Source organism: Streptomyces bathyalis, from assembly GCF_015910445.1.
Lineage (GTDB): Bacteria > Actinomycetota > Actinomycetes > Streptomycetales > Streptomycetaceae > Streptomyces > Streptomyces bathyalis.
Genome location: NZ_CP048882.1, coordinates 6,145,730 through 6,167,201 on the forward strand (window position 1 = coordinate 6,145,730; position 21,472 = coordinate 6,167,201).

Annotated in this window: 17 protein-coding genes; 6 read left to right on the forward strand and 11 right to left on the reverse strand. The window is 70.5% G+C overall.

Annotation, left to right across the window (positions count from 1 at the left end; translation table 11 throughout):
* Positions 1-79 precede the first annotated feature (79 nt).
* From G4Z16_RS26625 to G4Z16_RS26640, 4 genes are read right to left on the reverse strand one after another with little or no spacing between them, the layout of a single operon-like run.
* Positions 80-1,384, reverse strand: a complete 1,305-nt coding sequence (locus tag G4Z16_RS26625; protein WP_197353168.1) for an ABC transporter substrate-binding protein — start codon at positions 1,382-1,384, stop codon at positions 80-82.
* Positions 1,384-2,220, reverse strand: coding sequence for a carbohydrate ABC transporter permease (locus tag G4Z16_RS26630; RefSeq protein WP_197354935.1), 837 nt, complete (start codon positions 2,218-2,220; stop codon positions 1,384-1,386). Before G4Z16_RS26630 ends, G4Z16_RS26625 begins: the two co-directional genes overlap by 1 nt.
* Positions 2,220-3,179, reverse strand: coding sequence for a carbohydrate ABC transporter permease (locus G4Z16_RS26635; RefSeq protein ID WP_197353169.1), 960 nt, complete (start codon positions 3,177-3,179; stop codon positions 2,220-2,222). The genes G4Z16_RS26630 and G4Z16_RS26635 overlap by 1 nt, the downstream gene beginning before the upstream one ends.
* Positions 3,176-4,249 (reverse strand): LacI family DNA-binding transcriptional regulator, encoded by a 1,074-nt coding sequence (locus G4Z16_RS26640; protein ID WP_246531085.1) that lies wholly within the window; start codon positions 4,247-4,249, stop codon positions 3,176-3,178. The genes G4Z16_RS26635 and G4Z16_RS26640 overlap by 4 nt, the downstream gene beginning before the upstream one ends.
* Positions 4,250-4,557: 308 nt before the next feature.
* Between G4Z16_RS26640 and G4Z16_RS26645 the strand changes: the two genes are divergently transcribed.
* From G4Z16_RS26645 to G4Z16_RS26655, 3 genes are all read left to right on the forward strand, one after another.
* Positions 4,558-5,283, forward strand: a complete 726-nt coding sequence (locus tag G4Z16_RS26645) for a VIT1/CCC1 transporter family protein (RefSeq protein WP_197353170.1) — start codon at positions 4,558-4,560, stop codon at positions 5,281-5,283.
* A 391-nt stretch (positions 5,284-5,674) separates the two neighbouring features.
* A complete protein-coding gene (gene gltB / locus G4Z16_RS26650) occupies positions 5,675-10,291 on the forward strand; it encodes a glutamate synthase large subunit (protein WP_246531086.1) in 4,617 nt (1,538 codons plus the stop codon).
* Positions 10,284-11,744 carry a glutamate synthase subunit beta gene (locus G4Z16_RS26655; protein WP_197353171.1) on the forward strand — a complete coding sequence of 487 codons (1,461 nt, stop codon included), beginning with the start codon at positions 10,284-10,286 and terminating at the stop codon, positions 11,742-11,744. The genes gltB and G4Z16_RS26655 overlap by 8 nt, the downstream gene beginning before the upstream one ends.
* A 144-nt stretch (positions 11,745-11,888) precedes the next feature.
* On the opposite strand, the gene G4Z16_RS26660 is transcribed toward G4Z16_RS26655, so the two are convergent.
* Positions 11,889-13,901 carry a tetratricopeptide repeat protein gene (locus G4Z16_RS26660; protein WP_197353172.1) on the reverse strand — a complete coding sequence of 671 codons (2,013 nt, stop codon included), beginning with the start codon at positions 13,899-13,901 and terminating at the stop codon, positions 11,889-11,891.
* A gap of 366 nt (positions 13,902-14,267) precedes the next feature.
* Here G4Z16_RS26660 and G4Z16_RS26665 point away from each other — a divergent pair, with 366 nt between their 5' ends.
* Positions 14,268-14,759 carry a hypothetical protein gene (locus tag G4Z16_RS26665; protein ID WP_197353173.1) on the forward strand — a complete coding sequence of 164 codons (492 nt, stop codon included), beginning with the start codon at positions 14,268-14,270 and terminating at the stop codon, positions 14,757-14,759.
* 247 nt (positions 14,760-15,006) lie between these two features.
* Complete coding sequence (locus tag G4Z16_RS26670; RefSeq protein ID WP_197353174.1) at positions 15,007-15,888, forward strand: helix-turn-helix domain-containing protein; 882 nt, start codon at positions 15,007-15,009, stop codon at positions 15,886-15,888.
* A 276-nt stretch (positions 15,889-16,164) separates the two neighbouring features.
* On the opposite strand, the gene G4Z16_RS26675 is transcribed toward G4Z16_RS26670, so the two are convergent.
* From G4Z16_RS26675 to G4Z16_RS26685, 3 genes are all read right to left on the reverse strand, one after another.
* Positions 16,165-16,353: a hypothetical protein gene (locus G4Z16_RS26675; protein WP_197353175.1), complete on the reverse strand. Its 189-nt coding sequence runs from the start codon at positions 16,351-16,353 to the stop codon at positions 16,165-16,167.
* 224 nt (positions 16,354-16,577) lie between these two features.
* The gene (locus G4Z16_RS26680) at positions 16,578-17,042 is read right to left on the reverse strand and encodes a PPOX class F420-dependent oxidoreductase (protein ID WP_197353176.1); all 465 of its coding nucleotides are present in this window, start codon (positions 17,040-17,042) and stop codon (positions 16,578-16,580) included.
* 177 nt (positions 17,043-17,219) lie between these two features.
* Entirely contained in the window at positions 17,220-18,146 is a 927-nt protein-coding gene (locus G4Z16_RS26685; protein ID WP_197353177.1) for a hypothetical protein, read from the reverse strand.
* Positions 18,147-18,260: 114 nt separating this feature from the next.
* On the opposite strand from G4Z16_RS26685, the gene G4Z16_RS26690 reads away from it, so the two are divergent.
* Positions 18,261-18,653, forward strand: a complete 393-nt coding sequence (locus tag G4Z16_RS26690; protein WP_246531087.1) for a chorismate mutase — start codon at positions 18,261-18,263, stop codon at positions 18,651-18,653.
* A 72-nt stretch (positions 18,654-18,725) separates the two neighbouring features.
* Here the strand turns inward: G4Z16_RS26690 and pyk are convergent, their stop codons facing one another.
* The 3 genes from pyk to G4Z16_RS26705 all read right to left on the reverse strand — a co-directional run bounded on the left by pyk (position 18,726) and on the right by G4Z16_RS26705 (position 21,469).
* Positions 18,726-20,162 (reverse strand): pyruvate kinase, encoded by a 1,437-nt coding sequence (gene pyk / locus G4Z16_RS26695; protein WP_197353178.1) that lies wholly within the window; start codon positions 20,160-20,162, stop codon positions 18,726-18,728.
* 165 nt (positions 20,163-20,327) lie between these two features.
* On the reverse strand, positions 20,328-21,047 hold the full coding sequence (locus G4Z16_RS26700) for an SIMPL domain-containing protein (RefSeq protein ID WP_197353179.1): 720 nt from the start codon (positions 21,045-21,047) through the stop codon (positions 20,328-20,330).
* A gap of 47 nt (positions 21,048-21,094) precedes the next feature.
* Complete coding sequence (locus G4Z16_RS26705; RefSeq protein ID WP_197353180.1) at positions 21,095-21,469, reverse strand: VOC family protein; 375 nt, start codon at positions 21,467-21,469, stop codon at positions 21,095-21,097.
* Positions 21,470-21,472 lie beyond the last annotated feature (3 nt).

Sequence of the window (21,472 nt, forward strand, 5' to 3'; positions counted from 1 at the left end):
GGGGCTGCGCTCATGGTGCGGATTGCCGTTCTGTGCTGTGACTCGTGTGTGCCGTGGCCGTGGGTGTGCGAGGGGCGGCTCAGCGCTGGTATCTGGCGAGGATGCGGTTGCCGTCGTCCACGAGCTTGTCGCGGAGGGCGCGCAGGCCGATGCTGCCCGCGTAGTACTCCTGGAAGGCCGGAGTGGCGACCTTGTCCTTCCACTCGGGATAGCCGCGCACCCCGAGCACGGGGGAGGCCCGCAGGTCGGAAGCGATGCGGAGCCCGGTGCTCCAGCCGTGCTCGTCGGTGTTGAGAGCGGGATCGCGCAGCGCCTCGCGTCCCGTGGGCACCAGCCAGTCGCCCTCGGCGAGGCGCGCCATATGGTCCGGCCGGGTCATGAACGCGATGAACGCCATGGCTGCCTTCTTCCGCGAGGTGTCCTGCGAGACGGACAGGGTCTGCGGGCTCACACCCTGGAACTGTCCCCCGCCCGGGGCGCCGCGCCCGGCGGGCATCGGCAGCGTCACCCATTCGAAGCCGTCGGGCGCCTGCTGCTGGACCTGCTGCCGGAAGGAGAAGTTGAGCGGCACGATCGCGTAGCGCCCGGCGAAGAACCCGGGAAGGGTGTCGGAGCCGGCCATGCCGAGGGTGCTCCTGGACGCCGTGCGGTCCTCATTGACCTGCCGGTGTATCAGCTCGGGGACCCCGTAGTCGGCCTCGTCGAAGCGGATGACGTCCTTGCCGCGCTCGCGGTGGAAGACGGCGCCGCCGGTGCTCATCGTGAGGTTCACCGACTGGTTGACGGGCTCCTTCATGGACCAGGCGACGCCGTACGTGCGGCTGTTTCCCCGGGAACGGGTGAGTTCCTTCGCGACGTCCTCGAACTCGCCCCAGCTCCACGGCCGCCCGACCGTCGGCATCCGCACACCGGACTCCTCCAGCAGCTTCCGGTTGGCGATCAGCACCCGCGGATCGTGCAGGAACGGTACGCCATAGATGCCGCCGGCGATCGTGGCCGTCTCCCAATTGGCCCGGGATATCTGGCTCTTGAGGTCTTCGGGCAGCAGTGGCCGCAGATCGGCGAGGTAGCCGCCGTGTGCGAAGTCGGTGAGGTCGTTGGCCTCGTCGTGGATGATGTCGGGTGCCTCGCCGCCCTCGAAGGACGTCAGCAGCTGGTCGTGGACGCTTTCCCAGGCGCCCTGCACATAGCGGACCTTCACCGACGGGTTGCGCTCGTTCCACTCGGCCACCAGCGCCTTGTTGACCTCGATGGACTCCTTCTGCCAGGCGAGGCTCAGATACTCCAGCGGTCCGGAATCGCCGGGGGATCCCGCGCAGCCGCCGATCAGGGCGGGAGCGGAGGCCGCCGCCGCGGTCGTGGCGAGGAAGTCGCGGCGCCGCATCAGCCCTTCACCGCCCCGCTCATGATGCCGCTGACCAGACGTCGCTGGAGCAGCGCGAAGAACAGGAGGCTCGGGAGGGTGGCCATGAGCGCGGCCGCCGCGAGGGGCCCCAGGTCGGCCGCGCCCTCCGCGCCGATGAAGTGGGTGAGGATCACGGACATCGTCTGCTTCTCCGGTGACTTGAGCAGGACCAGGGCGAAGAAGAACTCGTTCCAGGCGGTGACGAAGGAGAACATCACCGTCGCGACCAGCCCCGGTGTGAGCAGCGGAAGGACCACGCTGAGCAGGGTGCGCAGGCGCCCGCATCCGTCGATCGCGGCGGCCTCCTCCAGCGAGGCGGGCACGGCACGTACGTAGCCCTGGAGCATCCACAGCGCGAACGGCAGGTTCCACACCACGTACACAAGGACCAGGCCCGTCAGGGAGTTGATGAGGTGGAGGCTCTTCAGCACCAGGAACAGCGGGATGATGACCAGCACGAACGGGAACATCTGGCTGACCAGGATCCAGCCCGTCGCGGCCTTGCCGACCGCCGAGCGGTACCTGACCATCACGTACGCGGCAGGCACCGCGATCGCCACCGATATCGCCGCCGCGCAGGACGCCACGATCAGGCTGTTGAGCGCCGAACGCGCCAGTGGCTGCTGCCCGAACGCGGCGGTGAAGCTGTCCAGCGAGGGGTCGTGCGGAAGCCACGACGCGTCCACGGAGCCCAGTTCCTGCGGGGACTTGAACGCCGTGGAGACCAGCCAGAGGAGCGGGAAGGCGAGAAAGACCAGATAGCAGACCAGTGCCAGGTACTGCCCGGCGCGCGCGGTGCCCGATCGGGTGGTGATCACTGCTCGTCCTCCTTCAGCCGGTTGCGCAGGAAGACCGCGAGCAGCACCGCGATGACCGCGACCATCACCAGGCCCATGGCTGCCGCGTAGCCGAACTGCCCGTAGCGGAAGGCCTCTTCGTAGGCGAAGAGCATCGGCAGCCGGGTCTGACCACCGGGGCCTCCGCCGGTCAGGACATAGACCAGTCCGAAGGAGTTGAAGTTCCAGATGAAGTTGAGCGCGGTGATCGCGAGCACGACCGGCTTCAGCGCGGGCCACGTGACCGCCCTGAAGCGGCGCCACACGCTCGCGCCGTCGAGGGCCGCCGCCTCGTGCAGCTCCAGCGGTACGTTCTGCAGTCCGGCCAGCAGGACGACGGTCGTCTGCGGCATCCCCGCCCACACGCCGACCACGATCACGGCGGGGAGGGCGAGCGAGACACCGGCGAGCCAGTCGACGTTCTCCGAGATCAGATGCAGGTCGCGCAGCGTGGCGTTCAGGATGCCGGCGTCCTGGTTGTAGACCAGCCGCCACATCACGCCGACGACGACCTCGGGCATCGCCCACGGGACGAGCGCGAGCGTACGGGCCAGCCAGCGGAAGCGGAGGTTCTGGTTGAGCAGTACGGCAAGGCCCAGCGCCAGCAGGAACTGCAGCGCCGTCACGGACACGGCCCATACGAGGCCGATCTTGAAGGAGTCCCAGAAGAGGGAGTCCAGCCGCAGGTCCGCGAAGTTGGCGACGCCGGTGAACTTCGTGACCGCCGTACGGCCGGACTGCGCGTCGGTGAAGGCGAGCGAGATCCCGTACAGCAGGGGTCCCGCACTCAGCAGCAGGATCGGCAGCAGGGCGGGCAGCAGCAGGAACCATGCGTCCCGGTCCAGCCCGAGTGCCCTTCTGCGCTCCGGTGCGGACCGGGGCGGCGGGGTGCCTGCGCCCTTCGGGCGGGCGGAGGCACCGGGGGCGGTGACGCTCATGAGGTCACCTCCCCGTCGGCCGCGCCGCCGGGCGCGGACGCGCCGGGAGCCGAGGAGGCGCGTACGACCAGGCGGGGCGTGACGGTCCGCACCCGCGGTGGCACGGGCGGCCCCTGCCCGGCTATCCGCTCCAGCAGCATCTCGGCGGCGATCCTGCCGCGCTCCGCGGAGCCGAGGTCGACGCTGGTCAGCGGCGGCCAGCAGGCCCGCACCAGCACCGTGTCGTCCATCCCGGCGACCGCCACGTCCTCGGGGATGCGCAGCCCCCGGGAGTGGAGGGCCTGGGAGGCGCCGAGGGCGAGCTGGTCGTTGGCGCAGAAGACGGCGTCGAGGCCGTCCCCGGGGGCAGCGTCCCGCTCCAGCAGCGCTTCCACCGAGCGGGCTCCCGCCTCGATGGTGAACTCCGTGGTCACGGTGAGCAGGGGATCGGCGGGCAGGCCGCACGCGTCGAGCGCCCTGCGGTAGCCGAGGCGGCGGTTGCGGCCCGGGACCGTGTCGGCCGGCCCGTTGATGAAGGCGATGCGGCGGCGGCCCGTCCCGGCGAGGTGGCGCACGGCCAGTTCGGCACCGGTGACGGAGTCGGCGCGCACGCTGTCGACAGGGGCGTCGTCGGGCAGCGAGCCGATGACGACGACCGGCTGCGCGGCGGTCCGCAGCGCCTCGATGTGCTCCGGCGTGATGCGGATGGGGCAGAGGATCAGGCCGTCACTCGTACGGTCGGCCAGGCTGCGGACGACTGCGAGCTCGTCCTCGGCGACCGCGTCCGTCGAGTGCAGCAGCAGCCGGTAGCCCTGGGCCTTGGTGATCGTCTGGATCTGCCGGACCATCTCGACGTACACGGGGTTGCCGATGTCCTGCATGGCGAAGGTCAGCTGCTTCGTGCGGCCGCCCTTGAGGGAGCGGGCCACGGCGTTGGCCACGTATCCGACCTCGGCGGCGGCGCGCTCGACGCGGCGCACGGTCTCGGGCCGCGCCCCGTGCCCGTTGAGCACGCGGGAGACCGATGCGATGGAGACGCCTGCGCGCTCGGCGATCGTCTCGACGGTGGGGGGTCCGCCTGTCGTCACCACGCCTCTCCGCTCCTTCGGCTCGGACCTGACGCCGTAGGAGCGGCCGTGAACGGGCGACGGTCCCCCTCGGCCCTGGCGGGCCTGGGGGAACCCCCAGAACTGGAAACGTTTACAGCCACGGACAGGAATCCTGCGGCCACGGACTGCGGGCGTCAACCCCGCGGACGCCGTTCTCTCGGGAGCACCCTTCTCACCAGGTAAGTTCGGCCTTCCTTGCTGGCGGCCCCGGTCACATCGCGCATACCTTCGAAGCGCGGGAAGGTGGCGCCGCCGGACGGCTCCACCGCGGCAGAGGAAGCGGACAAGACATGGCGGTCATGGAGCGGGACACAGCGCGCGGTGCGGACGGCACCCACACTCACAGGGACATCAACGGCGGCTGGCTGCGTCCCGCCGTCTTCGGTGCCATGGACGGGCTCGTGTCCAACCTCGGCCTCGTGGCGGGCGTCGCCGGCAGCTCCGCCTCGAACCGGGTCATCGTCATCTCCGGTCTCGCGGGCCTGGTGGCCGGCGCCTTCTCGATGGCCGCGGGCGAGTACACCTCCGTCGCCTCGCAGCGCGAACTGGTCCAGGCGGAGCTGGAGGTCGAGCGCCGTGAGCTGCGGCGCCACCCCGAGGACGAGCTGAAGGAACTCGCCGACGTCTACGAGTCGCGCGGCGTGGAGCCCGGGCTCGCCATGGAAGTCGCGCGGCAGCTCCACGAGGATCCTGAGAAGGCCCTGGAGACGCACGCCCGCGAGGAGCTGGGCGTCGACCCGGGCGACCTGCCCTCGCCGACGACCGCGGCGGTCTCCTCGTTCCTGTCCTTCTCCGTCGGCGCGGTCCTGCCGGTCCTCCCGTACCTGCTGGGCGCGACCTCGCTCTGGTACGCGGTCGTGCTGGCCCTGGCCGGGCTCTTCGCCTGCGGTGCGATGGTGGCTCGTGTCACGGCCCGGCAGTGGTGGTTCAGCGGGCTGCGGCAGCTGGCGCTGGGTGCCGGTGCGGCGGCGGTGACGTACGCGCTGGGCGCCGCCTTCGGCGTGGCTCTGGGGTGAGCACATGGCCCGATCGGCGGCATCCTCGGTACGATCTTCTTGTTACCACGCGGTTTCAGGCCCTCTGACCCGGGGCAAGAGCCCGAAGGCCCGCGGGCAATGAAGCTCGCAAGGGGGCCGCACACCGTGCTGCTGCGCAGGGGCCATCCGTACCCCCGGCGCAGGTCCTGGGGGCCGAACCTCCCGGTATCGCCATGTGGTCGTCGCGCCCACGATCCGAGACGACACATCTTTTTTCCGAGGTCTGGTCCACCATGTAACCTTCACGGAAATTTGTTCTGCAGAGGGCCAACGTCGTCCCTCGGCACTCCCTCCGGTCCTCCGGGGGGACCTGCAGCCCCCCAGGCGCCTACGCCGGGGGAGCCCGGCCACGACGACGACGGGAGAGCCGATGCGTGCATCGTTTCAGGCGGCCCACCCTGCCAAGCAGGGCATGTACGACCCCCGGTACGAGCATGACGCCTGCGGGGTCGGCTTTGTGGCGACCCTGAGCGGTGAACCCAGCCACCATCTCGTGCAGCAGGGGCTGACCGTACTGCGCAACCTGGAGCACCGCGGCGCGACCGGCGCGGACCCGGAGACCGGCGACGGCGCCGGCCTGCTGCTCCAGGTCCCCGACGCCTTCCTCCGTGAGACGGTCGAGTTCGCCCTGCCGGAGGCCGGCAGTTACGCCGTCGGCATCGCCTTCCTGCCCGCCGAAGAGGGCGAGGCCGCCGAGGCCGTCTCGCAGATCGAGACGCTGGCGTCCGAGGAGGGACTGTCCGTACTCGGCTGGCGCGACGTTCCGGTGGCGCCCGAACTGCTGGGCCCGGGCGCCCGCGAGAGCATGCCGTCCTTCCGCCAGCTGTTCGTGAAGGACGCCACGGCCGACAAGGACACCGGCGCGCCCCGTTCGGGCATCGTGCTGGACCGGCTCGCCTTCGTGCTGCGCAAGCGCGCCGAGCGTGAGGCCGGGGTCTACTTCCCCTCGCTCTCCGCCCGCACGATCGTCTACAAGGGGATGCTCACCACCGGGCAGCTGGAGCCGTTCTTCCCCGACCTGTCCGACCGCCGCTTCGCTAGCGCCATCGCGCTCGTGCACTCCCGCTTCTCCACCAACACCTTCCCGAGCTGGCCGCTGGCGCACCCGTACCGCTTCGTCGCGCACAACGGCGAGATCAACACGGTCCAGGGCAACCGGAACTGGATGCGTGCCCGCGAGTCCCAGCTGTCCTCGGAGCTGTTCGGACGCGGAGCAGAGGAGGGCGAGCAGGTACGGGCGCTGGAGCGGATCTTCCCCGTCAACACCCCCGGCGCCTCCGACTCCGCCACGTTCGACGAGGTGCTCGAACTGCTGCACCTGGGCGGACGGTCGCTGCCGCACTCGGTGCTGATGATGGTGCCGGAGGCGTGGGAGAACCACGACTCGATGAGCCCCGCTCGCAGGGCCTTCTACCAGTACCACTCCACGATGATGGAGCCCTGGGACGGCCCCGCCTGCGTCACGTTCACCGACGGCACCCAGGTCGGCGCCGTCCTCGACCGCAACGGTCTGCGCCCCGGCCGCTACTGGGTCACCGACGACGGGCTCGTCGTCCTCGGCTCCGAGGTCGGCGTCCTCGACATCGACCCGTCCCGCGTCGTGCGCAAGGGCCGGCTCCAGCCCGGCCGCATGTTCCTCGTCGACACGGCCGAGCACCGCATCATCGAGGACGACGAGATCAAGGAGCAGCTCGCCTCCGAGCAGCCGTACGAGGAGTGGCTGGAGGCCGGGCTCATCGAGCTGGCGGACCTGCCCGAGCGTGAGCACATCGTGCACACGCACGCCTCCGTCACCCGCCGCCAGCAGACCTTCGGCTACACCGAGGAGGAACTGCGGGTCCTGCTCGCGCCGATGGCCAAGACCGCGGCGGAGCCGATCGGCTCGATGGGCACGGACTCGCCGATCGCCGCGCTCTCCGACCGTCCGCGGCTGATCTTCGACTACTTCACGCAGCTGTTCGCGCAGGTCACCAACCCGCCGCTGGACGCCATCCGCGAGGAACTGGTCACGTCCCTGAACTCCTCGCTCGGGCCGCAGGGCAACCTGCTGGAGCCCAACGCCGCGTCCTGCCGCAGCGTGACCCTGCCCTTCCCGGTCATCGACAACGACGAGCTGGCCAAGCTCATACACATCAACGCCGACGGCGACCTGCCCGGCTTCAAGGCCACCACGCTCTCCGGTCTCTACCGCGTGCACGCGGGCGGCAGGGGCCTGGCCGAGCGCCTCGGGGAGATCTGCGACGAGGCGGACGCCGCCATCGAGGCCGGTGCCCGCCTGATCGTCCTCTCCGACCGGCACTCCGATGCCGAGCACGCGCCCATTCCGTCGCTGCTGCTGACCTCCGCGGTGCACCACCACCTGATCCGCACCAAGCAGCGCACCCAGGTCGGCCTGCTCGTCGAGGCCGGCGACGTGCGCGAGGTGCACCACGTCGCGCTGCTCATCGGCTACGGCGCGGCCGCGGTCAACCCGTACCTGGCGATGGAGTCCGTCGAGGACCTGGTGCGGGCCGGTACGTTCCTGCCCGGCGACATGGACGCCGAGGAGGCCATCCGCAACCTGATCAAGGCGCTCGGCAAGGGAGTGCTGAAGGTGATGTCCAAGATGGGCATCTCCACCGTCGCGTCCTACCGCGGCGCCCAGGTCTTCGAGGCCGTCGGCCTCGACGAGTCGTTCGTCGACACCTACTTCCACGGCACCACGACGAAGATCGGCGGCGCCGACCTGGACGTCGTCGCCAAGGAGGTCGCCGCACGGCACGCCAAGGCATACCCGGCCACCGGCATCGCGCCCGCGCACCGGGCGCTGGACATCGGCGGCGAGTACCAGTGGCGCCGCGAGGGCGAGCCGCACCTGTTCGATCCGGACACGGTCTTCCGTCTCCAGCACTCCACGAGGGCACGCCGCTACGACATCTTCAAGCAGTACACGCAGCGCGTCGACGAGCAGTCGGAGCGCCTGATGACCCTGCGCGGGCTCTTCCAGCTCAAGGACGAGCGCCCCTCGATCCCCATCGAGGAGGTCGAGCCCGTCAGCGAGATCGTCAAGCGCTTCTCCACGGGAGCCATGTCCTACGGCTCCATCTCGCAGGAGGCGCACGAGACCCTCGCCATCGCCATGAACCAGCTGGGCGGCAAGTCCAACACCGGTGAGGGCGGCGAGGACGCGGTACGTCTGTACGACCCTGCGCGCCGCTCGGCGATCAAGCAGGTCGCCTCGGGCCGGTTCGGCGTCACCAGCGAGTACCTCGTCAACTCCGACGACATCCAGATCAAGATGGCTCAGGGCGCCAAGCCCGGCGAGGGCGGCCAGCTGCCCGGGCCGAAGGTCTACCCGTGGATCGCCAAGACGCGGCACTCCACGCCGGGTGTCGGCCTCATCTCGCCGCCGCCGCACCACGACATCTACTCCATCGAGGACCTCGCACAGCTCATCCACGACCTGAAGAACGCCAACCCCCAGGCCCGTATCCACGTGAAGCTCGTCTCCGAGGTCGGCGTCGGCACGGTCGCCGCGGGTGTCTCCAAGGCGCACGCCGACGTGGTGCTCATCTCCGGGCACGACGGCGGTACGGGCGCCTCACCGCTCACGTCCCTCAAGCACGCGGGCGGTCCCTGGGAGCTGGGTCTGGCCGAGACGCAGCAGACGCTGCTGCTCAACGGGCTTCGCGACCGCATCGTCGTGCAGACCGACGGACAGCTGAAGACCGGCCGTGACGTGGTCGTCGCCGCGCTGCTCGGCGCCGAGGAGTTCGGCTTCGCCACCGCGCCGCTGGTCGTCTCCGGCTGCGTGATGATGCGGGTGTGCCACCTGGACACCTGCCCGGTGGGCATCGCCACACAGAACCCCGTGCTGCGCGAGCGCTACAACGGCAAGGCCGAATTCGTCGTGAACTACTTCCAGTTCATCGCCGAGGAGGTCCGCGAGCTCCTCGCCGAGCTGGGCTTCCGAACCCTCGACGAGGCCATCGGGCACGCCGAACTGCTGGACGTCTCCCGCGCCGTGGACCACTGGAAGGCCCAGGGCCTCGACCTCGAGCCGCTGCTGCACATCCCCGACCTGCCCGACGGCGCGGTGCGCCACCAGGTCGTCGAGCAGGACCACGGCCTGGCCAAGGCACTCGACGTGGAGCTGATCAAGCTGTCCGCGGACGCGCTGTCCGCCGACTCCGCGCAGGAGGCGCAGCCCGTGCGCGGCCGCATCGCGATCCGCAACATCAACCGGACCGTCGGCACGATGCTCGGCCACGAGGTGACGAAGAAGTTCGGCGGCGCCGGGCTGCCCGACGACACCATCGACCTCACCTTCACCGGGTCCGCCGGCCAGTCGTTCGGCGCGTTCCTGCCGCGCGGCATCACGCTGCGCCTGGAGGGCGACGCCAACGACTATGTCGGCAAGGGGCTTTCGGGAGGCCGGATCGTCGTGCGGCCGGAACGCGGCGCCGACCACCTCGCCGAGTTCTCCACGATCGCCGGCAACACCCTCGCCTACGGGGCGACGGGCGGCGAGATGTTCCTGCGCGGGCGCGTGGGCGAGCGCTTCTGCGTCCGCAACTCCGGTGCGCTCGTCGTCTCCGAGGGCGTGGGCGACCACGGCTGCGAGTACATGACGGGCGGCGCGGCCGTCGTGCTGGGGGAGACGGGACGCAACTTCGGCGCCGGCATGTCGGGTGGCATCGCCTACGTCATCGACCTCGACCCGGACAACGTCAACGCGGGCCTGCGGGACGCCGTGTTCGGGCACGAGGACCTCGACGACGTCGACAGGCAGTGGCTGCACGACGCCGTGCGCCGCCACCACGAGGAGACCGGATCGACCGTCGCCGAGGCCCTGCTGGCCGACTGGGACACGGCGATCACCCGCTTCGGCAAGGTCATCCCCGCCACGTACCAGGCAGTGCTCGCCGCCAAGGACGCCGCCGAGCGAGCCGGACTCAGCGAGTCCGAGACCTACGAGAAGATGATGGAGGCGGCGACCAATGGCTGACCCCAAGGGCTTCCTGCACACCGACCGTGAGGTCGCGCAGTCACGTCCCGTCGAGGAGCGGGTCAAGGACTGGAACGAGGTTTATGTTCCGGGATCGCTGCTGCCCATCGTCAGCAAGCAGGCGGGGCGCTGCATGGACTGCGGCATCCCCTTCTGCCACCAGGGCTGCCCGCTGGGCAACCTGATCCCGGAATGGAACGACTACGCCTACCGCGAGGACTGGAGCGCGGCCATCGAGCGGCTCCACGCGACGAACAACTTCCCCGAGTTCACGGGGCGGCTGTGTCCCGCTCCGTGCGAGTCGGCGTGCGTGCTGGGCATCAACCAGCCGCCGGTGACCATCAAGAACGTCGAGGTCACCATCATCGACAAGGCGTGGGACAACGGGTACGTCACGCCGCAGCCGCCTGAGCGGCTCTCGGGCAAGACCGTCGCCGTCATCGGCTCCGGTCCCGCGGGGCTCGCGGCGGCGCAGCAGCTGACGCGTGCCGGCCACACCGTCGTCGTCTACGAGCGTGCCGACCGGCTCGGCGGGCTGCTGCGCTACGGCATCCCCGAGTTCAAGATGGAGAAGCGGCACATCAACCGCCGCGTCGAGCAGATGCGCGCGGAGGGCACCAAGTTCCGCACGGAGGTGGAGATCGGCCGCGACCTCGACGCGAAGAAGCTGCGCAAGCGGCACGACGCGGTCGTCATCGCGGCGGGAGCCACCACCGCCCGCGACCTTCCGGTGCCCGGACGCGAACTGAACGGCATCCACCAGGCAATGGAGTACCTGCCGCTGTCCAACAAGGTGCAGGAGGGCGACCTGACGGTCTCCCCGATCAGCGCCGAGGGCAAGCACGTCGTCGTCATCGGCGGCGGCGACACCGGTGCCGACTGCGTCGGTACGGCACACCGGCAGGGTGCGGCCTCCGTCACGCAGCTGGAGATCATGCCCAAGCCGGGTGAGGAGCGGCCCCCGAACCAGCCGTGGCCGACCTTCCCGATGCTCTACAAGGTCAGCTCCGCGCACGAGGAGGGCGGCGAGCGGGTCTACTCCGTCAGCACCACCCACTTCGAGGGCGACGAGGACGGCAACGTCCAGTGGCTGCACATGGTCGAGGTGGAGATGAAGGACGGCAAGCTGGAGCAGAAGGCCGGCACCGAGCAGAAGATCCCGGCCCAACTGGTCACCCTCGCCATGGGCTTCACCGGCGTGGACCGGGAGAACGGCCTGGTGGAGCAGTTCGGCGTCGAGCTGGACGAGCGCGGCAACGTCGCGCGCGACGGCAACTACGCCACCAGCGTCGACGGTGTCTTCGTCGCGGGCGACGCGGGCCGCGGCCAGTCCCTCATCGTCTGGGCGATCGCCGAGGGCCGCTCGGCGGCGAAGGGCGTCGACCGCTTCCTCATGGGCGCGAGCGCGCTTCCCTCGCCCATCGGGCCCAACGACCGCGCCATGGCGGTCTGACGCCCGGCCCGAAGCCGCCCGAGACGCAACAGCACCCATGCGGCCGCGGCGCCCGCTCCTCCCGACCGGGGCGGGCACCGCGGTGTGCGGGTACCAAGGCGCTGCGGTGGGCGTGACCGCGGCCGGTCGCGGGAGGCACGCGGCTCACTCCCCGGAGGCGGCGGCGTCGAGGTCCGTGCCCCGCTCCGTGCCCAACTCCTCCAGGAGTTCGGTGACTTCATCGGCGTACTGCGGCATGTCCGCTCGCTCGTACGCGACGCGTGCCGCCTCCCAGAACGCACCGGCCTTCTCCGGCCGGCCCATCGCCACGGCCACTCTGCCGAGGTGGTGCTGCGTACGCGCCTGGCCCGCCGCATTGCCCAGCTCTTCGTACATCTCCAGAGCCCGCTCGTATCGGGACGCCGCAGTCTGCAAGTTGCCCAGCCGGTGCGCCGTGTCGCCGTGGTTGTGCAGGGTGTGCGCCACGGACGCCCGGTCGCCGAGCTCTTCGAAGAGGGCGAGGGCGGCCGCGTAGTACTCCTCGGCCGCCCGGTGGTGCCCGTCCCGCCGGGTGACCGTGCCCAGGCTGTGCAGCGTGCGCGCCTCGCCCTCGCGTATGCCGAGCCGGCGGTACAGAGCCAGCGCCTCCAGGAACGTGTAGTGCGCGAATTCGTGGTTCTGCATGTGCTTGAGCAGGTCGCCCTTGTTGTAGAGGGCCTGCGCGTACTGCTCGTCGTCCGCCGTGCCCTGGGCGAAACCGATGGCCATCTCGCACGCTTCGAGTCCCGCCTGCCAGTCCTGGCGCCGTCTGAGGAACCAGGTGACGTGGTGTGCCAGGGGCAGCGCCACACCGTAGTGGCCGCGGCCGAGGGCGAGATACAGGGCCCGCTGGAGGTTCGGAAGCTCCACGTTCAGCCAGTTCTCCACGTCCTCCGCGCGCTCCCGCATCCGTGCGGCGGCCACGATCCGCTCCACGGATTCCCCGGCCGAATCGCGGTAGTGAGCCAGCAGCCGTTCGACGGCGGCCTCGACGAGCTCCTCCTCGTCCTCCTCCTTCAAGCGGCGCGCCGCGAACAGGCGCAGCAGGTCGTGGAGCCGGACCCAGCCGCGCGGCCTTCCGGGCTCGATCATGTGCGCTTCGCGCAGCTCCGCCAGCAGCCTCCGCGTCCTCGGCAGGGACAGATCGGCGAGGGACGCGGCGGCTCCGACGCTGACCTGCTGACCGATGTTGAGGGACAGCAGCCGGAACATCCGGGCCGCTTCGGCGCCGAGCCGTGCGTAGGAGAGCTCGAAGGCGGCGGTGACGGTGGCGCCGGTCCCGTACGACAACTCCTCGAGACGACGGGCGTCGTCGAGGAGGGTGCCGTTCAGTTCACCGAGCGACAGCTCCGGGTCGCCGGCCAGCAGCGACAACGCGACGGTCAGCGCCAGCGGGAGATGCCCGCACAGCGCCGCCAGGTCCCGTACCCCGCCGGGATCCTCCGCCGCGCGCGTGTCGCCGGGGCGGCGCATGCGCAGCGTGCGGACCACCAGGGCGTCGGCTTCCTCGGGCGTCAGCACGTCGACGTCCACGATGCGCGAGCCCGGCAGATCACCGAGCGTGTGGCGGCTGGTGACCAGGACGCGGTGCGGGGCATGTCCCGGCAGGAGCGGCCGTACCTGCCCGGACGAGGACGCGTTGTCGAGGACGATCAGGACGCCGCGCTGCCGGTCCGCGAGGTCGGCGAGCATCGAGCGGTAGAGGGCGAGCCGTCCGTCGAACGCCGGGGGGAAGTGCTCGTCCGGCACGCCGAGCGCGCTCAGGAAGCTCGCGACGACGGCTTCGGTCGGCACCAGCCGGTCCTCGTCGTAGCCCTGGAAGTCGACGAAGAGGACGCCTCCCGGGAACCAGCCGGCGGCCACGGCGTCGTGGGCCGCCTTGAGGGCGAGTGCCGTCTTCCCCACGCCGGCCGTGCCGGTGAGCGTCGAGACCGGTGCCGGGGAATCGCCGGTCTGCGGCCGCAGCGCGTGAGCCAGCGTCCGCAGGGCGTCGTCCCTGCCGCTGAACTCCGGTGGCGCCGGCGACAGCCCCGACATCGCGGTCGGCGGCCTGGACCCCAGGTGCACGCTCCCGACGTGCCCCGCCTGGACGACCGGCCCGGTGACTCTGCCGCTCAATTCGTTCGACGACTGGCTCACGCGGGCCCTTCTACGCGCCCGGCCGGTACGAGGGCACCAGCGGGCCGAGGCAGGGGACGGGCCTGCCTGGTGCGGGGAGGGAGGCTCCCGGTGGGAGGTGCGGCCAACTCCGGTGCTTCGCCGGGAGGTTCATGTGCCGTGTCTACCGAGCCGTCGGTCATCTGTCCACTGCGCCCCGCGCTTCCCGGCCGGGGCGGAGGCGCCGACGGGGCCGCTCCTGTCCATTGCCGGTTGGGGTGGAGCCGGTGACCGCCCCCGAGAACCCCGTGACCTGCCTGATCCCGGTGGGAGCGGTTGATCGAGGCAGGGCTGGAACCTCTCGCGGACCTGATCCGTCAGAGCGGTGAAGCAGGAGGTAGATCGAAGATGCGACACAGCACGACAGGCACCACCCGACGCAAGGCCGCGCTCGTCCTGGCCCCGGCGATGGTCGCCGTGGCCCTCACGGCGACCGCGTGCGGCGGCAGCGAGCAGACCGTCAGCAGCGAGGCACCGGAGAAGCAGACCCGCTTCGAGAAGCGCGCGACTGAGATCGAGCAGAGCTGGCCGAAGGTGGAGAAGACCAAGGGCAGGCACCTGGACATGCTGCCGATCGAGGCCGCTCAGCCGCCGGTCAAGGGCAAGAACGACTCCCTGACCGTGACCGTGGGTCACGGTGGATGCGAGACGAAGTACGGCGCGCGCGTGCACGAGACCAAGAAGCTCGTGATCGTCTCCGGCTGGTCGAAGAAGGACAAGAAGGCCGACTTCTGCACCAAGCAGATCGTGACCGACAAGACGAAGGTCGAGCTGAAGAGCGCGCTGGGCAAGCGCGCCGTCGTCGACGCGGCGACGGGGAAGATGCTCATGACGGGCTGACACATCGGTCAGGAGGCCGCGGCAAGCGGAACGCGTCGCGCGGATCCTGACGACCGGACGCCGGTGGCTCCCGGCAGGCAGGCCCCGCTCCACCTCCCGGTGGTGCGGGGCCTGCCGTGTGCGCGGACGGCTCTGATAGCTTCGTTCGACCTCGTCCTTTTCTTCCATCACCATCACAACTACGCGGCGGTCAGCGGAACTTGAGGCTCGTGTTCATCCGCGGCCCGTCGTGGACAGGAGCCTGTGCGTGAGCGAGGCACTGCCGAGCGGCCAGAGTGCGCCCACGGTGCTGCGTATCGTCCTCGGTAAGCGACTGAAGGAGCTGCGGGAGAGCAGGAACGCCCAACTCGAGGACGCGGGCAAGGCTCTCGGCGTCAGCCACCTGACCATCCGCCGTATCGAGAACGCCCAAGTCAGCCTGAAACTCCCCTACGTGAGGGAGCTGCTGCGGTTCTACGAGGTCTCCGACGAGGAGGCCCGCGACTTCACGGACATGGCGGAGCGGGCGAACGAGCCCGGCTGGTGGCACAACTACAAGACCGCGCTGCCCGACTGGTTCCGGGCCTACGTCTCGCTGGAGACGGCCGCCGAGGTCATCCGCGTCTACGAACCGCACTACATGACGGGCCTGTTGCAGACCCGCGACTACGCGCGGGCCGTCATACGCGCCGGCTTCCCGTACGAGCCGGCCGAGGCGCTGGAGCACCGCGTGGACCTTCGTCTGCGCAGGCAGGCGCTGCTGGAGAGGGAGGACGCGCCCACGCTGTGGGTCGTCCTGGAGGAGGCGGCGCTGCGGCGTGAGGTCGGCGGACCCGAGGTGATGCGTGCGCAGATCGACCGTGTGATGCAGGCGGTCGAGGATCCCCGCATCACCCTGCGCATCCTCCCGCTGGCCGCGGGAGCACACTCCGGTGCGAGCGGTCACATCACCTACTTCCGTTTCCAGGAACGGGAGTTGCAGGACATCGTCTATACGGAGGTGGGTCTGACGAGCGCCGTGTACCTGGACCAGCGGCCGGACGTCGTGGCCCACCTGGAGGCCTACACCCGCATCTCCCGCCTCGCCTCCGAACTGCTGCCGGACCCCCGGACGTATCTGGACCAGCTGCGCAAGGACTTCAAGCGCTGACCGGTTCCTTCGAGATGCCCGGCCGGTGTGCGGACGGCAGCCTGCTGCCGTCGGAGACCGAGGTCTCCCGGACGGATCCGGATCGTCCTGGACGGGCCGGAGATGATCACGCCCGGTCCGGCACCGACGCGCGCCGCCGGCGGCCCGGCGGGGCCTCCGGATCACCGCCGCGTGGGCCTTGATCCACGCGGGCGCGGGAAGCAGGCCCTGACGGGCTCCGGCGGCCCGGTCCTCACCCAGGGCCGGGCGGCGATGCCCGGCCCCGTGACGGCGTCCTCAGTCGATGCCCCGCCAGATGTTCGGCTCGAAACTGGTCTCTTCCTCGTCCTCGACACCCGCCAGCAGCCACAGTGGTGCCTCGAACCCCACTCCCGTCGGCAGTGGCAGCTCGCTCCCGCCTGTCATCGTGCGATCACTCAGCGTCCGTGACGGCGTAGCTGTGGCCATGGGCACTGTCGTGGTCATCTCTGCGTCAACTCCCCTGTAAGACTCGGGCGCAGCGGCATCGGGCACAGTCGGCCCCGGGATGCAACCGCCTCCCGTGAGGCCCCCGCACATTCGATGATGACCTGCGTGAGCGCACCTCGCAGCCCGACGGAACAGACCGGCACGGGGTGCCGAAGCACGCCGGGCGCAAGGACGCACGGTCACCCTCCGCATACGCCCTGGCAGGACGCCGGGAAGACCGCTCAGTCCGCCAGCCGAGCCGGGAAGCCGCCCGTCGCAATCGGCCCCCAGTGCCGCGGCGTGACGCGGATCAGGGACTTGCCCTGCTTGAGCATCGCGGCACGGTACTCGTCCCAGTCGGGGTGTTCGCCCGAGATGTTGCGGAAGTACTCGACGAGCGGCTCCACGGAGTCCGGGGCGTCGATGACCTCGGCGTCCCCGTCGATCTGCACCCATGGGCCGTTCCACTCGTCGGAGAGCACGAGGACGCTCACGCGTGGATCGCGGCGCGCGTTGACGGTCTTCGCACGCTCGGGATAGGTCGAGACGACGATCCGGCCCGAGTCGTCCACGCCGCACGTCAGCGGTGACGCCTGGGGTGCGCCGTCGGCGCGGCGGGTGATGAGGAGGGCGCGGTGGCGCGGGCGTACGAAGTCGAGCAGTCCGTCCAGCTCGACACGGGTGTTGGTGGCGATCGAAGGGCTCATACCGCGAACGTACGTCATGGGACCGCGCCTGCGCGCCGGGCGTGCGGCAAGCGGTTGCCCCGCTCGGCTCCCGCACGGCGCCGGCAGGCGCACCAGGGCCTCAACTGCCCCTTCGCAGGCGGCAGTCCGAGCGCTGCCACAGTACGGCGGCCGCGTCAGGAGAGACGGCGCGAGCCCTCAGGTGTCGCAGTCGAGAACCGAGCGGCACAGCCCGCACCGCGCCCGCATCTTCCCGCGTACGGGCACGCGGATGCGCTGCTGACACGTCGGGCAGGGAAAGGAGACCCGCAGCGGCGAACGGCTCTCGAAGGTGTACGAGTAGGCGTCCGCGTCCGGCGGGTACGGAGTGCTCCGCGGGTGGCCCAGCGCGTAGCGCCGGTCCCGTGTGTAGCGGCGCCGCCCCGCCCAGCCGGAGGCCGCCAGCGGCGGCCGCGTCTCGTCGGACCGGGCCAGGCCGCTGCCGCTGAGATACGCCTCGTACGCCTGCGGGCTCGTGAACCACACCTCGGGGCCCTCGCCGAAGACGGCGGCCCTCTTCGCCAGGACGTAGCCGAACTCCTCCGGCGTGAGATAGCCCAGCTTCTGTGAGGAGAGCTGGTCCTGCCGGAAGGCGTCCAGAAGCAGCCAGCCCGCGCCGAGATAGGTGGTGGCGGTGTCGGTGAGGATCTCGTTGTCCCGCGTGCCGTGGAAGGCGAGCCCGAGGCGGTGCAGATACACATGCATCACCTCGTGGGCGAGGGCGGCCCCGATGTCGCGGCGGTGCTGCTTGAAGCGGGCGTTCAGCTCGATGAAGTACTCGGGGCCCGCTGCCAGTTCGACGTGCGCGGCGTGCTCCATCTCGCGGAAGCTGACGATCATGCGAGCGTCCGGCAGCCGGAACTGCTGCACCATGACGCGGGCCACGCGCTGCACGCCGGCGTAGAGGTCCTCGGAGTCGGAGAAGGCCACGTCGCTCGGGGGCACGCTCGTGTCGAAGATCCGCACGGTGTCCCACGAGAGGCGCTTGTACAGCGCGGTGATCGAGGCGCGCACGGTCGACAGATGCGGGAACCCCCGCTCGACAGGGTCCGCGGGAGGCCCTGTCGGCGCGCCCTGTGCCGTCATCGACAACACCCCCGGAGTTTTCTCGGTCACTGTCACTGTACGGGCGCGGGCCCGTCCGCGAGGTCGGCATAGGGTCGTAGCAGGCCACCATCCCCGCGACCTGGAACGGCAGGCATGGCGAAGATCCACGGCGAGACCAGCAGCACCGGCACCGGCGGGAGCCCCGGAAGCGGCACGGGCTCAACAACCGGCTCCGGCGAGGACACAACGGCAGGCGTCGACGAGTCGGTGCGCGCCGAGCTGATCGAGCTGCGCGACAGCATCGACAACATCGACGCGGCGGTGGTGCACATGCTCGCGGAGCGCTTCAAATGCACACAGCGCGTCGGCCGCCTCAAGGCCGACCACGATCTGCCCCCCGCCGATCCCGCCCGCGAGGCCAGGCAGATCGCGCGGCTGAGGGAGCTTGCCGTCTCGGCGAAGCTCGACCCGGCGTTCGCGGAGAAGCTGCTCAACTTCGTCATCGCCGAGGTGATCCGCCACCACGAGACGATCGCCCGCGCCTGAACCGGGGACGCGGACGGGCGCCGCGGGCGTCCGTCCGCGCACCCAAGGCCCCGAGCCCGTCAGCGCCGGCGCTCAGCGCCTGGGAGTGTCGTCCTCGCCGATGTGGTGGACGCGGACGAGGTTCGTGGAACCGGGAACTCCGGGCGGCGATCCCGCGGTGATGACGACGAGGTCGCCCTCCTCGCAGCGGCCCAGCTTCAGCAGCAGCTCGTCGACCTGGTCGACCATCTCGTCCGTGGTCTGCACCGTCGGGCCGGTGAACGCCTCGACGCCCCACGTCAGGCTGAGCTGCGCCGCCGTGGAGGGGTCCGGCGTGAAGGCCAGCACGGGGACCGGCGAGCGGTAGCGGGAGAGGCGGCGCACGGTGTCCCCGGACTGCGTGAAGGCCACCAGATACTTCGCGCCGAGGAAGTCGCCCATCTCGGCGGCGGCCCGCGCGACGGCTCCGCCCTGCGTGCGCGGCTTGCTGTGCTGCGTCAGCGGCGGCAGCCCCTTGGCCAGCTCCTCCTCCTCGGCCGCCTCGACGATGCGTCCCATCGTCCTGACCGTCTCGGGAGCGTGCTTGCCGACGCTCGTCTCACCGGAGAGCATCACGGCGTCCGTCCCGTCCATGACGGCGTTCGCGACGTCGGAGACCTCGGCGCGCGTCGGCCGCGAGGCGTCGATCATCGAATCCAGCATCTGCGTGGCCACGATGACGGGCTTCGCGTTCCGCCGGCACAGCTTGATCGCGCGCTTCTGCACCAGAGGCACTGACTCCAGCGGCATCTCGACGCCGAGGTCGCCGCGGGCCACCATCACCCCGTCGAAGGCGTCGACGACCGACTCCAGGTTCGTCACGCCCTGCGGCTTCTCCAGCTTCGCGATCACGGGGAGGTACCGGCCCTCCTCCGCCATGATCCGGTGGACCTCCTTCACGTCGTCGCCGCTGCGTACGAAGGAGAGAGCGATGACGTCGGCGCCGGTGCGCAGCGCCCAGCGCAGATCCTCCACGTCCTTCTCGGACAGGGCAGGCACGGATACGGCGACACCCGGGAGGTTGAGGCCCTTGTGGTCGGAGACCATGCCGCCCTCGACGACGACGGTCCGCACGACGGAGCCTTCGACGCCGGTCACCTCCAGCGTGACCCGGCCGTCGTCCACGAGGATGCGCTCACCGCTGGAGACGTCCGCGGCCAGGCCGGAGTAGGTGGTGCCGCAGCGGGAGCGGTCGCCCTCGACCTCCTCGACGGTGATGGAGAATTCGTCGCCGCGTTCAAGCAGTACCGGCCCCTCGCGGAAGCACCCGAGACGGATCTTCGGGCCTTGAAGATCGGCGAGGACTCCCACGGCGCGGCCGGCCTCCTCGGCGGCCTTGCGCACCCGGTGGTAACGCCCTTCGTGCTCGGCGTGCGAGCCATGGCTCATGTTGAACCTGGCCACATCCATTCCGGCGTCGACGAGCGTCTTGATCTGCTCGTACGAGTTGCTGGCGGGGCCAAGTGTGCAGACGATCCTTGCGCGGCGCATGCCACGAGCCTACGACTTACCCACAGGTAGAGACCTGCTCGCGGCGGATTCGTCAACGTCCTTGACCGAAGCGGCCATTGACAACTTCTAAAGTGAGGGGGCGGCCGCTCCGATGAGCGGCTTTCAGATCTTCACCGGGACCGCGGCCGCCCGTTGCTCAGAAGCTCACAGGGTGGGCCTGCTCATCGAGAACCGGGCGTTGACCTGAGCCTGCACCCGCTGCCGCTGCGGCTCCAGGTCCAGCGCCGGAGCTGCCTCCGCCGACGGCGCGCCACGGTAGCCCGCGGCGCGCGCCCCGAGCGGCGGAGGTGAGGGCGCACCACTGTTCTCCGCGCCGAGATCGGCCAGCTCCAGCAGTGCCACCAGCTCCGCGTCCAGCGCCGCCGCGTACTCCCGTGCCCGGGTCACCGCCTCCCGCACCGCCTGCTGACGGGCCTCCCGGTGCGCGGGGGAGTCCTCACGCAACGACCACCACGGCCCCTCCACCCGCGTCATCTCCAGGTCGGCGAGGCGCGTGGTCATCTCGCCCAGCGCCGTGAAATCGCCGACGGTGGCCGTGATCTGCACGCGGCCGTTGTAGGTGCGCACCTTCTCCCGGCGGCCCTTCTCGGTCAGCTCCGGCGTGACCGAGAAGGTGCCCGTGGCGAGCTTCTCCACGGCCTCCCCGTACCCCTTGACCAGCTCCAGCACCTCGGAGTTCCGGCGCGTGAGCGACGACAGGGCCTCCCGCCGGTCGGTGCCGCGGGCGCTGACCGTCACCGTGATGCGGGCGACCTCGGGGTCGAACTCGAGGGTCGCCTCGCCGCGCACGGCGACCCGCGGCTCCTCGGGGGTGCCGTACGGGAGGGGGCCGGAACCTGCGGAGTGACCGGGTGAGTTCGTCATGCGGTCACTCTCGCAGAACCGCGCCGGCCTGCGCCGGGGATCATGGATCATTCAGGCCCGTCGGGACGGTGGCAGACGGCCTCCACGTTGTTGCCGTCCGGGTCGCGCACGAACGCGCCGTAGTACGACTCGTGGTACTCGGGCCACAGCCGCGGCGCGTGCAGCACCTGCGCACCGGCCTTGACCGCTGCCTGGTGGAAGGCGTCGACGGTGGCACGGTCCGGCGCCGCGAACGCGATGTGCACCTCGCGGGCCTCGCCCCCGGTCGCCGGGCCCAGCCAGAAGGCAGGACCGGCGCTGCCGTAGCCGATGACCTCCCCGAAGTCGAGGACGCGGCCGGCACCCAGGGGCGCGAGCACGGCGTCATAGAAGGCGGCCGAGGCCGAAGGGTCCTGGGTCTGAATCGAAATGTGATCGAACATCCC